This window comes from Kluyvera georgiana, from assembly GCF_050990895.1.
GTDB lineage: Bacteria > Pseudomonadota > Gammaproteobacteria > Enterobacterales > Enterobacteriaceae > Kluyvera > Kluyvera georgiana.
The window spans coordinates 2,174,405-2,188,759 of the sequence record NZ_CP158865.1; the positions used below are offsets into that span (position 1 = coordinate 2,174,405).

At 57.4% G+C, this 14,355-nt stretch carries 16 protein-coding genes; 10 read left to right on the forward strand and 6 right to left on the reverse strand.

What is annotated here, in order from left to right:
- Nucleotides 1-117: 117 nt before the first annotated feature.
- Together ispE and lolB are read right to left on the reverse strand one after the other, a co-directional pair.
- On the reverse strand, nt 118-969 hold the full coding sequence (gene ispE / locus ABTW00_RS10315) for a 4-(cytidine 5'-diphospho)-2-C-methyl-D-erythritol kinase (protein ID WP_433640580.1): 852 nt from the start codon (nt 967-969) through the stop codon (nt 118-120).
- Nucleotides 966-1,583 (reverse strand): lipoprotein insertase outer membrane protein LolB, encoded by a 618-nt coding sequence (lolB, locus tag ABTW00_RS10320; RefSeq protein ID WP_064544957.1) that lies wholly within the window; start codon nt 1,581-1,583, stop codon nt 966-968. Before lolB ends, ispE begins: the two co-directional genes overlap by 4 nt.
- 206 nt (nt 1,584-1,789) lie before the next feature.
- On the opposite strand from lolB, the gene hemA reads away from it, so the two are divergent.
- The 6 genes from hemA to kdsA are packed head-to-tail and all read left to right on the forward strand — an operon-like array spanning nt 1,790 to nt 7,123.
- Nucleotides 1,790-3,046, forward strand: coding sequence for a glutamyl-tRNA reductase (gene hemA / locus ABTW00_RS10325; protein WP_064544959.1), 1,257 nt, complete (start codon nt 1,790-1,792; stop codon nt 3,044-3,046).
- A 35-nt stretch (nt 3,047-3,081) separates the two neighbouring features.
- The gene (prfA, locus tag ABTW00_RS10330; protein ID WP_064544961.1) at nt 3,082-4,164 is read left to right on the forward strand and encodes a peptide chain release factor 1; all 1,083 of its coding nucleotides are present in this window, start codon (nt 3,082-3,084) and stop codon (nt 4,162-4,164) included.
- Entirely contained in the window at nt 4,164-5,015 is an 852-nt protein-coding gene (gene prmC, locus ABTW00_RS10335) for a peptide chain release factor N(5)-glutamine methyltransferase (protein ID WP_271447248.1), read from the forward strand. Before prfA ends, prmC begins: the two co-directional genes overlap by 1 nt.
- Nucleotides 5,012-5,404 carry an invasion regulator SirB2 gene (gene sirB2 / locus ABTW00_RS10340; RefSeq protein WP_064544965.1) on the forward strand — a complete coding sequence of 131 codons (393 nt, stop codon included), beginning with the start codon at nt 5,012-5,014 and terminating at the stop codon, nt 5,402-5,404. Before prmC ends, sirB2 begins: the two co-directional genes overlap by 4 nt.
- A 3-nt stretch (nt 5,405-5,407) precedes the next feature.
- The gene (sirB1, locus tag ABTW00_RS10345) at nt 5,408-6,217 is read left to right on the forward strand and encodes an invasion regulator SirB1 (protein WP_065356697.1); all 810 of its coding nucleotides are present in this window, start codon (nt 5,408-5,410) and stop codon (nt 6,215-6,217) included.
- A 51-nt stretch (nt 6,218-6,268) separates the two neighbouring features.
- Nucleotides 6,269-7,123, forward strand: coding sequence for a 3-deoxy-8-phosphooctulonate synthase (gene kdsA / locus ABTW00_RS10350; RefSeq protein WP_064544969.1), 855 nt, complete (start codon nt 6,269-6,271; stop codon nt 7,121-7,123).
- A 142-nt stretch (nt 7,124-7,265) separates the two neighbouring features.
- Here kdsA and ABTW00_RS10355 read toward each other — a convergent pair whose 3' ends face one another.
- Both ABTW00_RS10355 and chaA read right to left on the reverse strand, forming a co-directional pair.
- Nucleotides 7,266-7,373, reverse strand: coding sequence for a type I toxin-antitoxin system toxin Ldr family protein (locus tag ABTW00_RS10355; protein ID WP_433640584.1), 108 nt, complete (start codon nt 7,371-7,373; stop codon nt 7,266-7,268).
- A gap of 310 nt (nt 7,374-7,683) precedes the next feature.
- Nucleotides 7,684-8,784: a sodium-potassium/proton antiporter ChaA gene (gene chaA, locus ABTW00_RS10360; RefSeq protein WP_064544973.1), complete on the reverse strand. Its 1,101-nt coding sequence runs from the start codon at nt 8,782-8,784 to the stop codon at nt 7,684-7,686.
- A 364-nt stretch (nt 8,785-9,148) separates the two neighbouring features.
- Between chaA and ABTW00_RS10365 the strand changes: the two genes are divergently transcribed.
- Nucleotides 9,149-9,829 (forward strand): gamma-glutamylcyclotransferase, encoded by a 681-nt coding sequence (locus tag ABTW00_RS10365; RefSeq protein WP_064544975.1) that lies wholly within the window; start codon nt 9,149-9,151, stop codon nt 9,827-9,829.
- A gap of 46 nt (nt 9,830-9,875) precedes the next feature.
- On the opposite strand, the gene ABTW00_RS10370 is transcribed toward ABTW00_RS10365, so the two are convergent.
- Nucleotides 9,876-10,121 carry a DUF1883 domain-containing protein gene (locus ABTW00_RS10370; protein ID WP_064544976.1) on the reverse strand — a complete coding sequence of 82 codons (246 nt, stop codon included), beginning with the start codon at nt 10,119-10,121 and terminating at the stop codon, nt 9,876-9,878.
- Nucleotides 10,122-10,366: 245 nt separating this feature from the next.
- Nucleotides 10,367-10,720, reverse strand: a complete 354-nt coding sequence (locus ABTW00_RS10375; protein WP_065356693.1) for a DsrE/DsrF/TusD sulfur relay family protein — start codon at nt 10,718-10,720, stop codon at nt 10,367-10,369.
- A gap of 70 nt (nt 10,721-10,790) precedes the next feature.
- Here ABTW00_RS10375 and nasR point away from each other — a divergent pair, with 70 nt between their 5' ends.
- From nasR to ntrB, 3 genes are all read left to right on the forward strand, one after another.
- The gene (gene nasR, locus ABTW00_RS10380; RefSeq protein ID WP_433640589.1) at nt 10,791-12,008 is read left to right on the forward strand and encodes a nitrate regulatory protein NasR; all 1,218 of its coding nucleotides are present in this window, start codon (nt 10,791-10,793) and stop codon (nt 12,006-12,008) included.
- Between the two features lie 210 nt (nt 12,009-12,218).
- Nucleotides 12,219-13,475 (forward strand): ABC transporter substrate-binding protein, encoded by a 1,257-nt coding sequence (locus tag ABTW00_RS10385; RefSeq protein WP_065356691.1) that lies wholly within the window; start codon nt 12,219-12,221, stop codon nt 13,473-13,475.
- Between the two features lies 1 nt (nt 13,476).
- Entirely contained in the window at nt 13,477-14,352 is an 876-nt protein-coding gene (gene ntrB / locus ABTW00_RS10390) for a nitrate ABC transporter permease (protein ID WP_065356690.1), read from the forward strand.
- Nucleotides 14,353-14,355 lie beyond the last annotated feature (3 nt).

Sequence of the window (14,355 nt, forward strand, 5' to 3'; positions counted from 1 at the left end):
AAGAGCGCGATGCAACGTCTGGAACAGGGTGACGTTGTCACCGGAGCTCAGTTTGCCCGGCAGGGTTACTCATCACCATTCTTCTTTCGTCAACAGGGCTGACGGAAACCGAATGATTCAGAGCAGGGCTTGCTTCAATGGAGAGAGGTTGACACCTTTCGCCACAAAGCCTTGCAACCATTCCGGGGCTTGCTCAAGCACCTGGCGGGCAGCGAGTTCCGTGTCGAATTCAGCAAAGACACAGGCTCCTGTTCCAGTCAGGCGCGACGGCGCGTATTCTAACAGCCAGGAAAGCACATCATCAACCTCGCGAAAACGTTTTCTTGCGATAACCTCGCAATCATTGCCGAATTCACAATTTAATAACGTTTCTATTGACCTGACCGGGGTATTTCGTGGCAGCTCCGGATCGCGAAAAATGATCGGCGTCGGGATACTGACGCCCGGATGGGCCACGAGGTACCATTTTTCCGCTACGTCGACCGGTGTGAGCACTTCGCCAACGCCTTCGGCAAACGCCGCGTGGCCGCGAACAAACACCGGCACGTCGGCGCCGAGCGTCAGTCCGAGCGTCGCCAGCTCATCTTCCGGGAGCCCACACTGCCAGAGATGATTCAGCGCGACCAGCACGGTGGCCGCATTTGACGAGCCGCCACCGAGGCCGCCGCCCATGGGGAGCCGTTTCTCAATGCTGATATCGGCACCGCTGCCTGCGGGAAGACGACCCGTTTCTGCGGCGGCTTTCATCAGCAGACGTGCGGCGCGGATAATCAGGTTCTCTTCATCCGGCACGCCTGTCACTGGGGTGAGCAGCCGCAGCTGCCCGTCGCAGCGTGGCGTGATGGTCAGCGTATCGCCGTAGTCGAGAAACTGAAACAGCGTCTGCAGCGTATGGTAACCGTCGGGACGCTGACCCGTGATGTACAAAAACAGGTTCAGCTTTGCGGGAGAGGGCCAGGTGGTCGTCATTTGGCGATCCAGTTATCCATTTTCAGCTTGATGCGCTGGGACCCTTCGGTCAGTTCCATATTCGACGGCAGCGCCGGCTGGGTTTTGCTGTCGTACCCGCCGTATACCACTTTCCAGGTCTTGCCGTTCTGGGTGTAGTTGAGTTCACTCAGGCGATACTGGTCGTCGAGCTTATAGTCGGTGGCGTCTCCCGGCAGGCCGAGGATCCACTGGCGCAGGCTGTTAAGCGGAATCGGCATGCCGGTCAGTTTGCCAATCATCTCTTCGCCGTCGGTGGCGGTATAGCGCTGGCCTTTGTTATCGGTCAACTGCGCGGAGCCTGGCTGACCAACCAGCTCCAGCTCGGTGCTGCCCAGCGGGTTGGTCAGCAGCAGACGATAGTTGTCCTGGCCGGTTTGCTGCCAGAAGAAGCGGGCATAGACTTTTTGCTGGTCGGACAGATAGGCAAACGCGCCGCGCGTCTGGTACTGGCTGAGTTGGCGCACTTCCTGCTGGTGCTGTTGCCACTGCGGCGAGGTCGGGCTTTTGCCTGGGCCTTTTGGCGCATTGACAGTACAGGCGGTAAGAACCAGTGCTGCTAAAGGCAGCAGACGAATCAGGCGGGGCAGGGCCATGATGACAATCCTTGATATGCGTTGCGATTATAACGCTTAATGCTAGCGTCGCTGGTGGGCAGCGTCTACGCTCAAGTTGTCTTAAATCATAAAATTAACCCGTAATACCTATTACTCCAAAAGGGGGCCGTCCCTTTTATTGATCTCGCGCATCCTGTATGATGCGCTCAGACTAACCTTATCAACGCTGGTACTACTCCCGCACAATGACCCTTTTAGCACTTGGCATTAACCACAAGACAGCCCCGGTAGCGCTGCGAGAACGCGTCACGTTTTCGCCAGATACGCTTGACCAGGCGCTGGAGAGCCTGCTGGCTCAGCCAATGGTGCAGGGGGGGGTGGTCCTGTCGACCTGTAACCGCACTGAACTTTATCTCAGCGTCGAAGAGCAGGATAACCTGCACGATGCCATCGTCCGCTGGTTGTGCGAATACCACGGGCTGAATGAAGAAGATCTGCGCCAGAGCCTGTATTGGCACCAGGATAACGACGCCGTCAGCCACCTGATGCGCGTCGCCAGCGGCCTCGATTCGCTGGTACTGGGTGAACCGCAGATTTTAGGGCAGGTCAAAAAAGCGTTTGCCGATTCCAGCCGCGGCCATTTGCACGCCAGCGAGCTGGAACGCATGTTCCAGAAATCATTTTCGGTCGCCAAGCGCGTGCGTACAGAAACGGATATCGGCGCCAGCGCGGTGTCGGTGGCGTTTGCCGCCTGTACCCTGGCGCGGCAGATTTTCGAATCCCTCTCTACGGTGACCGTGCTGTTGGTTGGCGCGGGAGAAACCATTGAACTGGTGGCGCGCCATCTGCGCGAGCATCACGTGCAAAAAATGCTGATTGCCAACCGTACCCGCGAACGTGCGCAGGTGCTGGCGGATGAAGTCGGCGCAGAAGTTATTGCCCTTAGCGACGTTGATGAACGCCTGAAAGAGGCCGATATCATTATCAGCTCAACCGCCAGCCCGCTGCCGATTATCGGTAAAGGTATGGTGGAGCGCGCGCTGAAGGCGCGTCGCAATCAGCCGATGTTGCTGGTGGATATTGCCGTCCCGCGCGACGTCGAGCCGGAGGTGGGGAAACTCGCCAACGCCTATCTCTACAGCGTGGACGATCTGCAAAACATTATTCAGCATAACCTCGCGCAGCGTAAGGCCGCCGCGGTGCAGGCTGAAACCATCGTTGAGCAGGAAACCAGCGAGTTTATGGCCTGGCTGCGTGCGCAAAGCGCCAGCGAAATCATCCGTGATTATCGCTCCCAGGCGGAAACGGCGCGTGAAGAACTCACCGCTAAAGCGATGGCCGCGCTCGAACAGGGCGGCGATCCGCAGGTCATCATGCAGGATCTGGCGCGGAAATTAACTAATCGCCTGATCCACGCGCCAACCAAATCTCTTCAGCAGGCCGCCCGTGACGGGGATGACGAACGCCTGCATATTCTGCGCAACAGCCTCGGGCTGGAGTAGCACAACTCTATTTATAACAAGGTGCATTTACGCCAATGAAGCCTTCTATTGTTGCTAAACTGGAAGCTCTCTACGAGCGCCATGAGGAAGTTCAGGCGCTGCTCGGAGACGCAGCAACTATTGCCGATCAGGACCGTTTCCGCGCGTTGTCCCGCGAATACGCACAGCTGGGCGATGTGGCCCGCTGCTACACCGACTGGCGTCAGGTTCAGGAAGATATTGAAACCGCGCAGATGATGCTCGACGACCCGGAAATGCGCGAAATGGCGCAGGAAGAGCTGCAGGAAGCCAAAGCCAAAGAAGAACAGCTGGAACAACAGCTGCAGGTGCTGCTGCTGCCGCGTGACCCGGACGACGAACGTAATGCTTTCATCGAAGTGCGCGCCGGGACCGGCGGAGATGAAGCGGCGCTGTTTGCCGGCGACCTGTTCCGTATGTATTCCCGCTATGCTGAATCACGCCGCTGGCGCGTTGAGATCATGAGCGCCAGCGAAGGCGAGCACGGCGGCTTTAAAGAAGTGATCGCTAAAATCAGCGGTGAAGGTGTATATGGCCGTCTGAAGTTTGAATCAGGCGGTCACCGCGTGCAGCGCGTTCCGGCTACCGAATCTCAGGGGCGTATCCATACCTCCGCCTGTACGGTCGCGGTACTGCCCGAAGTGCCGGAAGCCGAGCTGCCGGATATCAACCCGGCGGATCTGCGCATTGATACCTTCCGCTCCTCCGGCGCGGGCGGTCAGCACGTTAACACCACCGATTCCGCTATCCGTATTACCCACTTGCCTACCGGTATTGTGGTGGAGTGTCAGGACGAACGTTCTCAGCATAAAAACAAAGCCAAAGCGATGTCGGTGCTGGGCTCGCGTATCCGTGCGGCGGAAATTGCCCGTCGCCAGCAGGCGGAAGCCTCCGAACGCCGTAACCTGCTGGGCAGCGGCGATCGCAGCGACCGTAATCGCACCTATAACTTCCCGCAGGGGCGCGTCACTGACCACCGCATCAACCTGACGCTCTATCGTCTGGACGAGGCGATGGAAGGTAAGCTCGATATGCTGATCGAGCCTATCGTGCAGGAATATCAGGCCGACCAGCTGGCCGCGCTGTCCGAGCAGGAATGATGACCTGGAGAGCGTGGCTGCAGCAGGCGATAGCGGCGCTTCAGGGGGGCGAGAGCCCTCGTCGCGACGCCGAGATCCTGCTGGGGCATGTCACCGGCAAATCGCGCACCCAGATTCTGGCCTTTGATGAGACCGAGCTGAGCGCCGCGCAGGTGGACACGCTGGCGGCGCTGCTGTCACGGCGTCAACGCGGCGAGCCGGTCGCACACCTGGTGGGCACGCGCGAGTTCTGGTCGCTGCCGCTGTTTGTCTCACCGGCGACGCTGATTCCGCGCCCGGATACCGAGTGTCTGGTAGAGCAGGCGCTTGCGCGTCTGCCACAGACGCCGTGCCGTATTCTCGATTTGGGTACCGGCACTGGCGCGGTCGCGCTGGCGCTAGCCAGTGAGCGCCCGGACTGTCAGGTGACCGCCGTCGACTTTATTGCCGATGCCGTCGCCCTGGCGCAGCGCAATGCCGCTCATCTGGCTATCAACAATATTACGATTGTCCAAAGCGACTGGTTCAGTGCGCTGGACGACCAACGTTTTGCAATGATCGTCAGCAACCCGCCGTATATCGACGAGCAGGACGAGCACCTGTCTCAGGGGGACGTGCGTTTTGAGCCCAAAACTGCGCTGGTGGCAGCCGATCAGGGGCTTGCCGACCTGGCACATATTATTTCGCAAGGCCGCGCCTGGCTTGAACCCGGTGGTTATATGCTGCTGGAGCATGGCTGGAAGCAGGGCGAAGCGGTGCGTGAATTGTTTAGTGCTGCGGGCTATCGGCAGGCACAAACCTGTCGCGACTACGGCGACAACGATCGCCTGACGCTTGCGCAGTGGCCAGAGCATGCGGAGGCGCAGGCGTGAATTTGTTCCAGTTTGTGCTCTATTTACATATTGCGTCGGCGATTTTCTCCGTCTCATTTTTTGCCCTCCGTTACTGGTGGATGCACCATCGTAGCGCTTTGTTTGACGCGCGTTGGGTGCGTGTGCTGCCGCATTGCGTTGACAGCACGCTGTTGCTCAGCGGCGTGGCGCTCATGGTGATGACGCGCTATTACCCCTTCACTGAAGAGGGGGGATGGCTGACGGAGAAACTGTTTGGCGTTATCATTTACATCTTTTTAGGGTTTGTCGCGCTTGGACGTCGTCGTCCGCGCAGCCAGCAGAGCGGGTTTGTTGCGTTTTTGCTGGCGCTGATGGTGTTGTGCATCATCGTTAAACTCGCCATCACTAAAGTTCCGCTGTTGGGGTAAGGTATGAAGTCACTGGCTGATTTTGAATTTAATAAAGCGCCGCTGTGCGATGGCATGATCCTTATTTCCGAATTGATTCGTGATGATTTCCCGTCGCAGAAGGTGCGCGAGCAGCTTGATTGCCTGTTGGCGCTGGCGCGTGAAGAGATTAGCCCCTCCTGGACGCTGACGCGTCAGATGGAGCGACTGATCGAACTGTTTTACCACGAATGGAATTTTGGTGACTCTTCCGGCGTGTATCGTCTGTCCGACGCGCTGTGGCTCGATCAGGTCCTGAAGAATCGTCAGGGCAGCGCCGTGGCGCTGGGGGCTATTGTGCTGTGGATTGCGGCTCAGCTCGACATCCCGGTCGTGCCGGTGATTTTTCCGACTCAACTGCTGCTGCGTGCTGATGTCGACAGCGAGGAGCTATGGCTGATTAACCCGTTTAACGGCGATACTCTCGATGAGCATACGCTTGAGGTGTGGCTCAAGGGAAATATCAGCCCGATGGCGGAGCTGTTTAACGAAGACCTCGATGAAGCGGATAACGCAGAGGTGGTGCGTAAACTGCTTGATACCCTGAAATCGGCGCTGATGGAGGAGCGGCAGATGGAGCTGGCGCTGCGGACCAGCGAAGCGCTGCTGCAGTTTAACCCGGAAGACCCGTATGAAATTCGCGACCGCGGGCTGATTTATGCCCAGCTGGAGTGCGAGCATATTGCACTGAACGATTTGAACTATTTCGTTGAGCAATGCCCGGAAGACCCGATCAGCGAAATGATCCGTGCGCAGATTAATACCATCTCGCACAAACAAATTACTCTTCACTAAACGGTAATAACCTCGGTTATAATCGCGGAAATACCCTAACAAGGCGATCTTATGAAAGAAAAAGTGGTTAGCATTGGTGATATCAAGGTAGCAAACGATCTGCCGTTTGTTCTGTTCGGCGGCATGAACGTGCTGGAATCACGCGACCTGGCGATGCGTATTTGCGAACACTACGTGACCGTGACCCAGAAGCTGGGCATTCCTTACGTATTTAAAGCTTCATTTGATAAAGCCAACCGTTCTTCTATCCACTCCTACCGTGGCCCAGGCCTGGAAGAGGGGATGAAGATTTTCCAGGAGCTGAAGCAAACTTTCGGCGTTAAGATCATCACTGACGTTCACGAAGCCAGCCAGGCGCAGCCGGTTGCCGATGTGGTTGACGTGATCCAGCTGCCGGCGTTCCTCGCTCGTCAGACCGATCTGGTGGAAGCGATGGCGAAAACCGGCGCGGTTATCAACGTCAAGAAGCCGCAGTTCGTGAGCCCGGGTCAAATGGGCAACATCGTTGACAAATTCATCGAAGGCGGCAACGACAAAGTGATTCTGTGCGACCGTGGTTCCAACTTCGGTTACGACAACCTGGTTGTCGATATGCTGGGCTTTGGCGTGATGAAAAAAGCGTCCAACAACTCCCCGGTTATCTTCGATGTGACCCACTCTCTGCAGTGCCGTGACCCGTTTGGCGCAGCAAGCGGCGGTCGTCGCGCGCAGGTTACCGAGCTGGCCCGTGCCGGTATGGCGGTGGGTATCGCCGGTCTGTTTATTGAAGCGCATCCGGATCCGGACAACGCACGCTGTGACGGCCCGTCCGCGCTGCCGCTGGACAAACTGGAGCCGTTCCTGAAGCAGATGAAAGCCATCGACGACCTGGTGAAAGGGTTCGACGAACTGGATACCAGCAAGTAAGTTCTGCTACTGCATTGAAAAGCCGGGCCCGTTTATCGCGGTCCGGCTTTTTTTATAGCCGCAAAAAAGGCCGCAGGCTGTTACCCCTGCGGCCCGTTTCGGGCGCACGTTGCCGTTACGGCAGCCTGACGCCCTCTGAGCGTTACTTCCTGTTACGCCACCCGCTCACAATCACTGCGGTGATAATTCCCGCAACGACAGGAGCGGCAAGATCGTGCCAGAAAGCGACGCCAAACTGCGCGAGCGTCATATAGCCGCCTCTATTGTAATGACAACGGTTCGCGGCTATTCTTGAAGGGTTGGGTTTCAAGATAGCCCCCCGTTCTGTTGTCAGGTTTACGCCTCTCAACGTGCGGGGGTTTTTCTATCCAGCAACCTATGCCGCCAGGGATCAAGCCCCCGCAACATTGCGCCTCACCGGAGAAGATCCGGCTTGGCGCTGATTCTACGTGTACTTCCTGACCCATTTCACTTACCGAACGCGCGCGATGCGGGATGCCTGCCAGCTTTTCTGCGCGCGTTGCATGCTGTTAGCCGCTTTCTCGCGTCGGCTCGCAATATCAGGCAAAGATCGTCATCAGATAGGCGGCGAACAGTGCCAGGTGTGCCGCGCCGTTCAGTACGTTAGTGCGTCCGGTGGAGAACGAGATGTGGCACAGAATTAACGACGCGACCATCACGATCATCTCCGGCATTCCCAGACCAAACATCAGGTCGTTGCCGGTCATAAAAGCGATCAGCGTGACGACCGGTACCGTCAGGGAGATAGTGGCCAATACCGAACCAAAGAAGAGATTCATTGCGCGCTGAACCTGGTTGTTCAGCACCGCCTTCAGTGCGCCCAGCCCTTCCGGCGAGAGAATCAGCAGCGCCACCAGGAAGCCGGTAAAGGCGACCGGCGCGTTCATGCTGGTCAGCAGCGTCTCCAGCGGGTTGGCGTTCATTTTGGTGACCGCAATCACCGCCACCAGATGGACAACCAGCCAGATCGCGTGCCACATGCTGCTGTGCGCCGAAGGCTTACCGTGGTGCGGGTCATCATCGTCGCTGTCATCTTCGTGCTCGTAGACAAACAGGCTCTGGTGAGTTTTGGTTTGAATTAATAAGAATACGCCGTACATCGCGGCGGAGATCAGCGCTACCAGCAGTGATTGGCCGATCGTGAAATTTGCTCCCGGCAATGAGGTCGGGAACACCAGCACGATAATGGCCAACGGAAACAGCGCAATCAAATACTGTTTAATACCGAAAAGATTCATATATTGCGTGGCAAATTTACGCCCGCCAAGCAATAACGAGAAACCGACTAAGCCGCCGGTAACAATCATGATGATGGAATAGAGCGTATCGCGCATGAGCGTTGGCGCGGCGTCGCCGGTCGCCATCAGTGCGGAGATCAGGCTGACTTCCAGAATAACAACGGAAAGGCTTAAAATCAGAGAGCCATAGGGCTCGCCGAGGCGGTGGGCTAATACGTCCGCGTGGCGGACTACGCTAAATGCGCTGCTAAGAATGCCGACCAGCGCTAAGGCATTGATGGCAATAACCACTGGCAATGACTGACTGCTTCCCCAGAAGAACAGGATTGCCAGCGCGACCACCGGGAAAATGAGCGACGTCTCCTTGTGGCGAGTTTTCACCGCCTCATGTGCGTGAGTCATGTGTTTCTCCATGTATGCAGGTATTTATAATTATAGAAAAAATCAGTGACGTAAATTAACAAATTTTTCGACCGGGAATGCGATCTTTTACTAAAGTTTACCTGTAAGGCCATTTTTCATTAAAGATGGCTATAATATAAATTATTGGTCAAATATTTATTAAATAACAGCATATTGATGTACGGATTTCCCTATTTTTACCATCGGCGAAATCCTCGAAATAGCCCGAATGCCCCGGGAGACAAATTGCATCCGGTGGCATAAAGCTGGATAATATTTCGTCAACGACAGCTCCGGAGGTCGCCATTCGTTCCCTTGAGGGCGCATGTGTTGCAGGGAAGAGAAGTGGTGGTGGAGGTTTAAAGTGTTAACGCGTGATTTCTTGATGAAGGCGGATTGTACAACGGCGTTTGGCGCAATAGAGGAATCGCTGCTCTGGTCCGCTGAACAGCGTGCGGCATCGCTGGCGGCGACGCTGGCCTGTCGTCCGGATAACGGTCCGGTCTGGATTTTTGGCTACGGTTCGCTGATGTGGAACCCGGCGCTCAACTACAGCGAGTCGGTCACCGGTACCCTCATCGGCTGGCATCGGGCGTTTTGTTTACGGCTGACGGCGGGTCGTGGTAGCGCCTGCCAGCCGGGGCGAATGCTGGCGTTGAAAGAGGGCGGACGCACCACCGGCGTGGCCTATCGTCTGCCCGACGATGAAATTGAAAACGAGCTGTCGCTGCTGTGGAAGCGTGAGATGATTACCGGCTGCTATTTGCCGACCTGGTGTAAGCTGACCCTCGACGATGGGCGTACGGTGAATGCGCTGGTATTTATTATGGATCCTCGCCATCCGCTGTATGAGTCAGACACCAGCGTGCAGGTGATTGCGCCACTTATTGCCCGCGCCAGCGGTCCGCTGGGAACGAACGCGCAGTATCTGTTCTCACTGGAGCAGGAGCTGCAAAAGCTGGGCATGCCGGATGATGGTTTAGATGAGCTGATTAATAAAGTGCGTGTCCTGGTCAGTGGCGTGAACCCGCCGGGGCTGGCATAAGCGCAAAAAGCGGAAACCCCGGAAGTGCGTGCTTCCGGGGACATTATCAGGCTGCGACGTAGCTGATAGAGTGCTCAAGCGACTGGCTGTGGCTATCAATCAGTACATTCCAGGTGCCGCTATAGGGCACGGTGAGATACGCTTTTTCTTCGTTTTGTACGCTCAGAATATCGGCGCCATGATTGCTGGCGCTCTTTTGGGTGCTCATTAAATGAATGTGGCAACGCTCAGAGCAACGCACCACCACCGTATCCCCGCCAAATAATGTCAAACTTGCCTTTACCATCACCAAAATACCCCGCTGCCATGAGTCAACGCGTTCCCTGCGACCAAATCCTGCCTGTGATGTTGTTCACAATTCACTCATCGCATAACACCAAACACCGCGTGCATTGATGCTGATTTTGATCAAAAAATGCCGTAACGCTTCAACAAAAATGACAAAATCCCTGAATCCTTTCAGCCTTCGTGACATTCATAGGCAAAATGTGGCAGAGGTAACACAATATCCTCCCAAAGTGGGTAAAGGCGGCAAAATCAGAAGGTCAATACTTTATCTGCGGCCAGGGTCCACTGTGCCAGCTCAACCAGGGTGCCAATCTCCACGCCGTCGATCAGCGGCAGGGTGGTCATGCCGCGCCCGTCGGTGCAGGTTTTACACAGCTTCACCGGCACGCCCTGAGCGGTGAGGATCTCCAGCATCTGCTGGATATTGTAGCCTTCAGCCGGTTTTTGCCCACGCAGACCGGCAGTCACGGCATCCGACATTAAAAACAGCTGCAGGTGAAGGTCGCTCTGCTGTTCGCGCAGCGCGATGGCAAGGCGCAGGCTGTTAAACAGCGATTCGCTGCCGTAGGCAGCTCCGTTGGCGATAATGACAATACGTTGCATCTGAACTCCTTAATTAAGGCACGGTTTTTGCTTAAAGAAGATATAGGTAAATCCTCTACCGGGAGTGCGTATGATAAACCGTAAAGATGATACACCCGGCGCTATCGAGTGGTTCCGTTATGCGCGCCAGGTGCAGAAAGAACAGCTTCGGCAGCTGGCGCAGCAGGGGCAACTGGTCAGCCAGTTAAGCCACGTGGTGCACATGTTACAGTGTGAACGAGGGGCATCCAACATCTGGTTATGCTCGCAGGGGCGATTATATGGCGCAGAGCGCCGCGCCAGCGCCGCGCTGGTCGATGAACAAATTCGTCCGCTGCTGCTGAGTTTGTCGCCGCGCCATCTTCCCTCCGCCAGCGGACTCTGCCTGCGCATCGCCCGTGCGGTGTGGTCGCTTGAGCAACTGCCCGCGTTGCGCGACAACGTCGCCGGACAGCAGATAGCCGCCGAAACGGCTACCTGCCAGTTCAGCCGTACCATTCGCCATCTGCTCAATATCATCCCGCAGCTTAACGACAGTATCGATGACCCGACGCTCGCCGGGCGGCTGGTGGCACTGTACAGCTTTATGCAGGGGAAAGAGTTGGTCGGGCAGGAACGCGCGTTGGGCGCGCAGGGATTTGCCCAGGGCAGCTTCAGCCAGGAGCTACGTCAGCGGCTGGTTGACCGTATCGACGGCCAGCAGCCCTGTTTTGACAGCTTCTTATCGCTGGCGACCAGCCCGCTGAAAATGCTGTTCTATACCGAATGCCAGGCGGGGATCGCCATTGAGCAGCTCAGGCGCATTGCCTGTACTCGCCAGCCCGGTGAAGACGGCGGCGAGACGGCGCTGCGCTGGTTCCAGCTGCAGACCCAGCGGCTGGAGCAGATGCGTGGGCTGGAAGAGTTGCTGATTGGCGAGCTAATGACCGTGGTGGACGGGTTGCTCGACGATGAGGGGGAACCGGACGCGCCGGACCCGCAGCATGATGACCCGGTCAGCGACAGCCTGCTGCTGCACCTCGACAGACAGCTTTTGCCGCTGGTGCGCCAGCAGGCCCGCGAGCTGGAGCAGCTTTCCGGGCAGTTGGCGTCGCTGAAAGATACGCTCGAGGAGCGGCAGCTGATTGATAAAGCCAAAAGCGTGCTGATGACCCATCGCCAGATGAATGAGGAACAGGCCTGGCACTGTCTGCGCAAAATGGCGATGGAAAAGAACCAGCGCATGGTGGAAATTGCCCGCGCGCTGCTGGCGGTGAAAGCGCTGTGGCAGCACGATGCGACGACTTCGTTGCACAATGAACGGGCATGAATGCTATTCATCGGTGCAAAAAATGTGATGCAGATAGCTTTTTCCCGCGCTAACACGGTGCTAACAACCTGGCATTCGAATTGCATTAGTTAAATCAAGAGCACACAGAGTCGGTGACGGGCCAACGGCGGTTCGGGCACCACGAGGATAAAGGCGTCCTGCAATGCGTAAGCATTGCCGGGCGCTTTTTTTTTGCATTCGGGAGCGAGTATGGGCGAGACGTTTTCATTATCACGGCGACGGTTTCTTCAGGCGGGCGCAGCGCTGGGCGGCGCGATGCTGCTGCCTGGCGTGATGTCTTCGGCGTGGGCCGCCGGATCCGATAAGCCGGAGCTGCAAACGGTCAAGGTAGGGTTTATCCCGCTGACTGACTGTGCTCCGCTGGCGATCGCGTCGTTAAAAGGGTTCGATAAAAAATACGGCATTACGCTGGTTCCCAGTAAAGAAGCGAGCTGGGCCGCGGTGCGCGACAAGCTGGTTAACGGCGAGCTGGATGCCGCGCATGTCCTGTACGGCCTGTTATATGGGCTGGAGCTGGGCGTCGCGGGTAAGCCGCAGGCGATGGCCAACCTGATGACCCTGAACCGCAACGGGCAGGGGATCACGCTGTCGGCGGATCTCCAGGAACAGGGCGTCACCGATTTGCCCGCGCTGAAAAAGCTTATCGGCAACAGTGCGCCGGGCAGCTACACCTTCGCCCATACCTTTCCCACCGGCACTCACGCCATGTGGCTCTACTACTGGCTTGCCAGCGGCGGCATCAACCCATTCGACGATGTGCGCACCGTGGTCGTGCCGCCGCCGCAGATGGTCATGAACATGCGTATCGGCAATATGGTCGGCTTTTGCGTCGGCGAGCCGTGGAACGCGCGCGCCATCAACGATCGTATCGGCTTTACCGCCGCCACCAGCCAGGACATCTGGCCGGAGCATCCGGAAAAAGTGCTGGGCACGCGGCGTGAGTGGGTAGAGCGCTATCCGCATACCAGCCGGGCGCTGGTGGCGGCGCTGATTGAGGCCGCGCGCTGGATTGACGCCTCTGATGAAAACAAACGGGAAACCGCCAGAATCCTCGCCCAGCGCGGCTGGCTGAATACCAAAGAGCAATATCTTACCGGCCGCATGCTCGGCCAATACGACAACGGCATCGGTCGCCGCTGGCAGGATGCCCATCCGATTCGCTTTTTCGACCAGGGGGAAGCCAGCTTCCCGTGGCTGTCTGACGGCATGTGGTTCCTGACCCAATTCCGTCGCTGGGGGCTGCTGAAAAGCGACCCGGATTATGTCGCCGTCGCCCAACGCATCAACCGTATTGACGTCTGGAAAGAGGCCGCGCAGGCGGTGGGCGGGATTGCCGCACCGACGCAAACCCTGCGCAGCAGCACATTGATGGACGGTTCGGTCTGGACCGGGGCTGACCCGGCCGGATACGCCCGCAGTTTCGCCATTCAACGCCTGGGAGCATGAGATGAACACCAAAACCAAAACAGTCGAAGCGCCTGCGCCCGCAGGTGAAGTGATTACTCTGCCGCCGTTGCAGGTTCGCCGTCAGGCGCCGGCGTGGGGGCGTAGGATCCGCCATCTTGCTGAGCGTGCGATTCCGGCGCTGCTGGGTTTAGGCCTGCTGGTGTTGGTCTGGCAGCTGGCGGCGATCAACAGCAAAGGCTTCCCTACGCCGCTTAGCACGCTGGATTCGGCGCTGACGCTGTTTGCCGACCCGTTCTATAACAACGGTCCCAATGACGTGGGCGTCGGCTGGAACGTCCTGGCATCGTTGCAGCGCGTGGCGGTGGGCTTTGGCCTGGCGGCGCTGGCGGGTATCCCGCTGGGCTTTCTGATTGGCCGTTTCACCTTCTTTTCGCGCATGTTTACGCCGCTGATTGCGCTGCTGCGCCCGGTCAGCCCGCTGGCGTGGCTGCCGATTGGCCTGCTGCTGTTTCAGAAGGCGGAACCGGCGTCCAGCTGGACCATTTTTATCTGCTCCATCTGGCCGATGGTGATTAACACCGCTGAAGGGGTGCGAAGGATCCCACAGGACTACCTCAACGTGGCGCGCGTATTGCAGCTTTCAGAGTGGACGGTGATGCGCAAAATCCTCTTCCCGGCGGTGCTGCCATCGGTGCTTACCGGCGTGCGCTTATCGATTGGTATTGCGTGGCTGGTGATCGTGGCGGCAGAAATGCTGACCGGTGGGCTGGGTATTGGCTTTTGGATCTGGAACGAGTGGAACAACCTCAACGTCGAAAACATCCTCATCGCCATCGTCATTATCGGCGTGGTGGGGCTGCTGCTGGAGCAAGGGCTGATGCTCATTGCGCGTCGTTTTAGCTGGCAAGAAAAGTAAGGA

What these genes read in the sequence shown, in the direction of transcription:
- ispE (WP_433640580.1), bottom strand. Translation starts at nt 969, where the DNA reads ATGACGACCACCTGGCCCTCTCCCGCAAAGCTGAACCTGTTTTTGTAC.
- lolB (WP_064544957.1), bottom strand. Translation starts at nt 1,583, where the DNA reads ATGGCCCTGCCCCGCCTGATTCGTCTGCTGCCTTTAGCAGCACTGGTT.
- hemA (WP_064544959.1), top strand. Translation starts at nt 1,790, where the DNA reads ATGACCCTTTTAGCACTTGGCATTAACCACAAGACAGCCCCGGTAGCG.
- prfA (WP_064544961.1), top strand. Translation starts at nt 3,082, where the DNA reads ATGAAGCCTTCTATTGTTGCTAAACTGGAAGCTCTCTACGAGCGCCAT.
- prmC (WP_271447248.1), top strand. Translation starts at nt 4,164, where the DNA reads ATGACCTGGAGAGCGTGGCTGCAGCAGGCGATAGCGGCGCTTCAGGGG.
- sirB1 (WP_065356697.1), top strand. Translation starts at nt 5,408, where the DNA reads ATGAAGTCACTGGCTGATTTTGAATTTAATAAAGCGCCGCTGTGCGAT.
- kdsA (WP_064544969.1), top strand. Translation starts at nt 6,269, where the DNA reads ATGAAAGAAAAAGTGGTTAGCATTGGTGATATCAAGGTAGCAAACGAT.
- ABTW00_RS10355 (WP_433640584.1), bottom strand. Translation starts at nt 7,373, where the DNA reads ATGACGCTCGCGCAGTTTGGCGTCGCTTTCTGGCACGATCTTGCCGCT.
- chaA (WP_064544973.1), bottom strand. Translation starts at nt 8,784, where the DNA reads ATGACTCACGCACATGAGGCGGTGAAAACTCGCCACAAGGAGACGTCG.
- ABTW00_RS10375 (WP_065356693.1), bottom strand. Translation starts at nt 10,720, where the DNA reads ATGCAACGTATTGTCATTATCGCCAACGGAGCTGCCTACGGCAGCGAA.
- nasR (WP_433640589.1), top strand. Translation starts at nt 10,791, where the DNA reads ATGATAAACCGTAAAGATGATACACCCGGCGCTATCGAGTGGTTCCGT.
- ABTW00_RS10385 (WP_065356691.1), top strand. Translation starts at nt 12,219, where the DNA reads ATGGGCGAGACGTTTTCATTATCACGGCGACGGTTTCTTCAGGCGGGC.
- ntrB (WP_065356690.1), top strand. Translation starts at nt 13,477, where the DNA reads ATGAACACCAAAACCAAAACAGTCGAAGCGCCTGCGCCCGCAGGTGAA.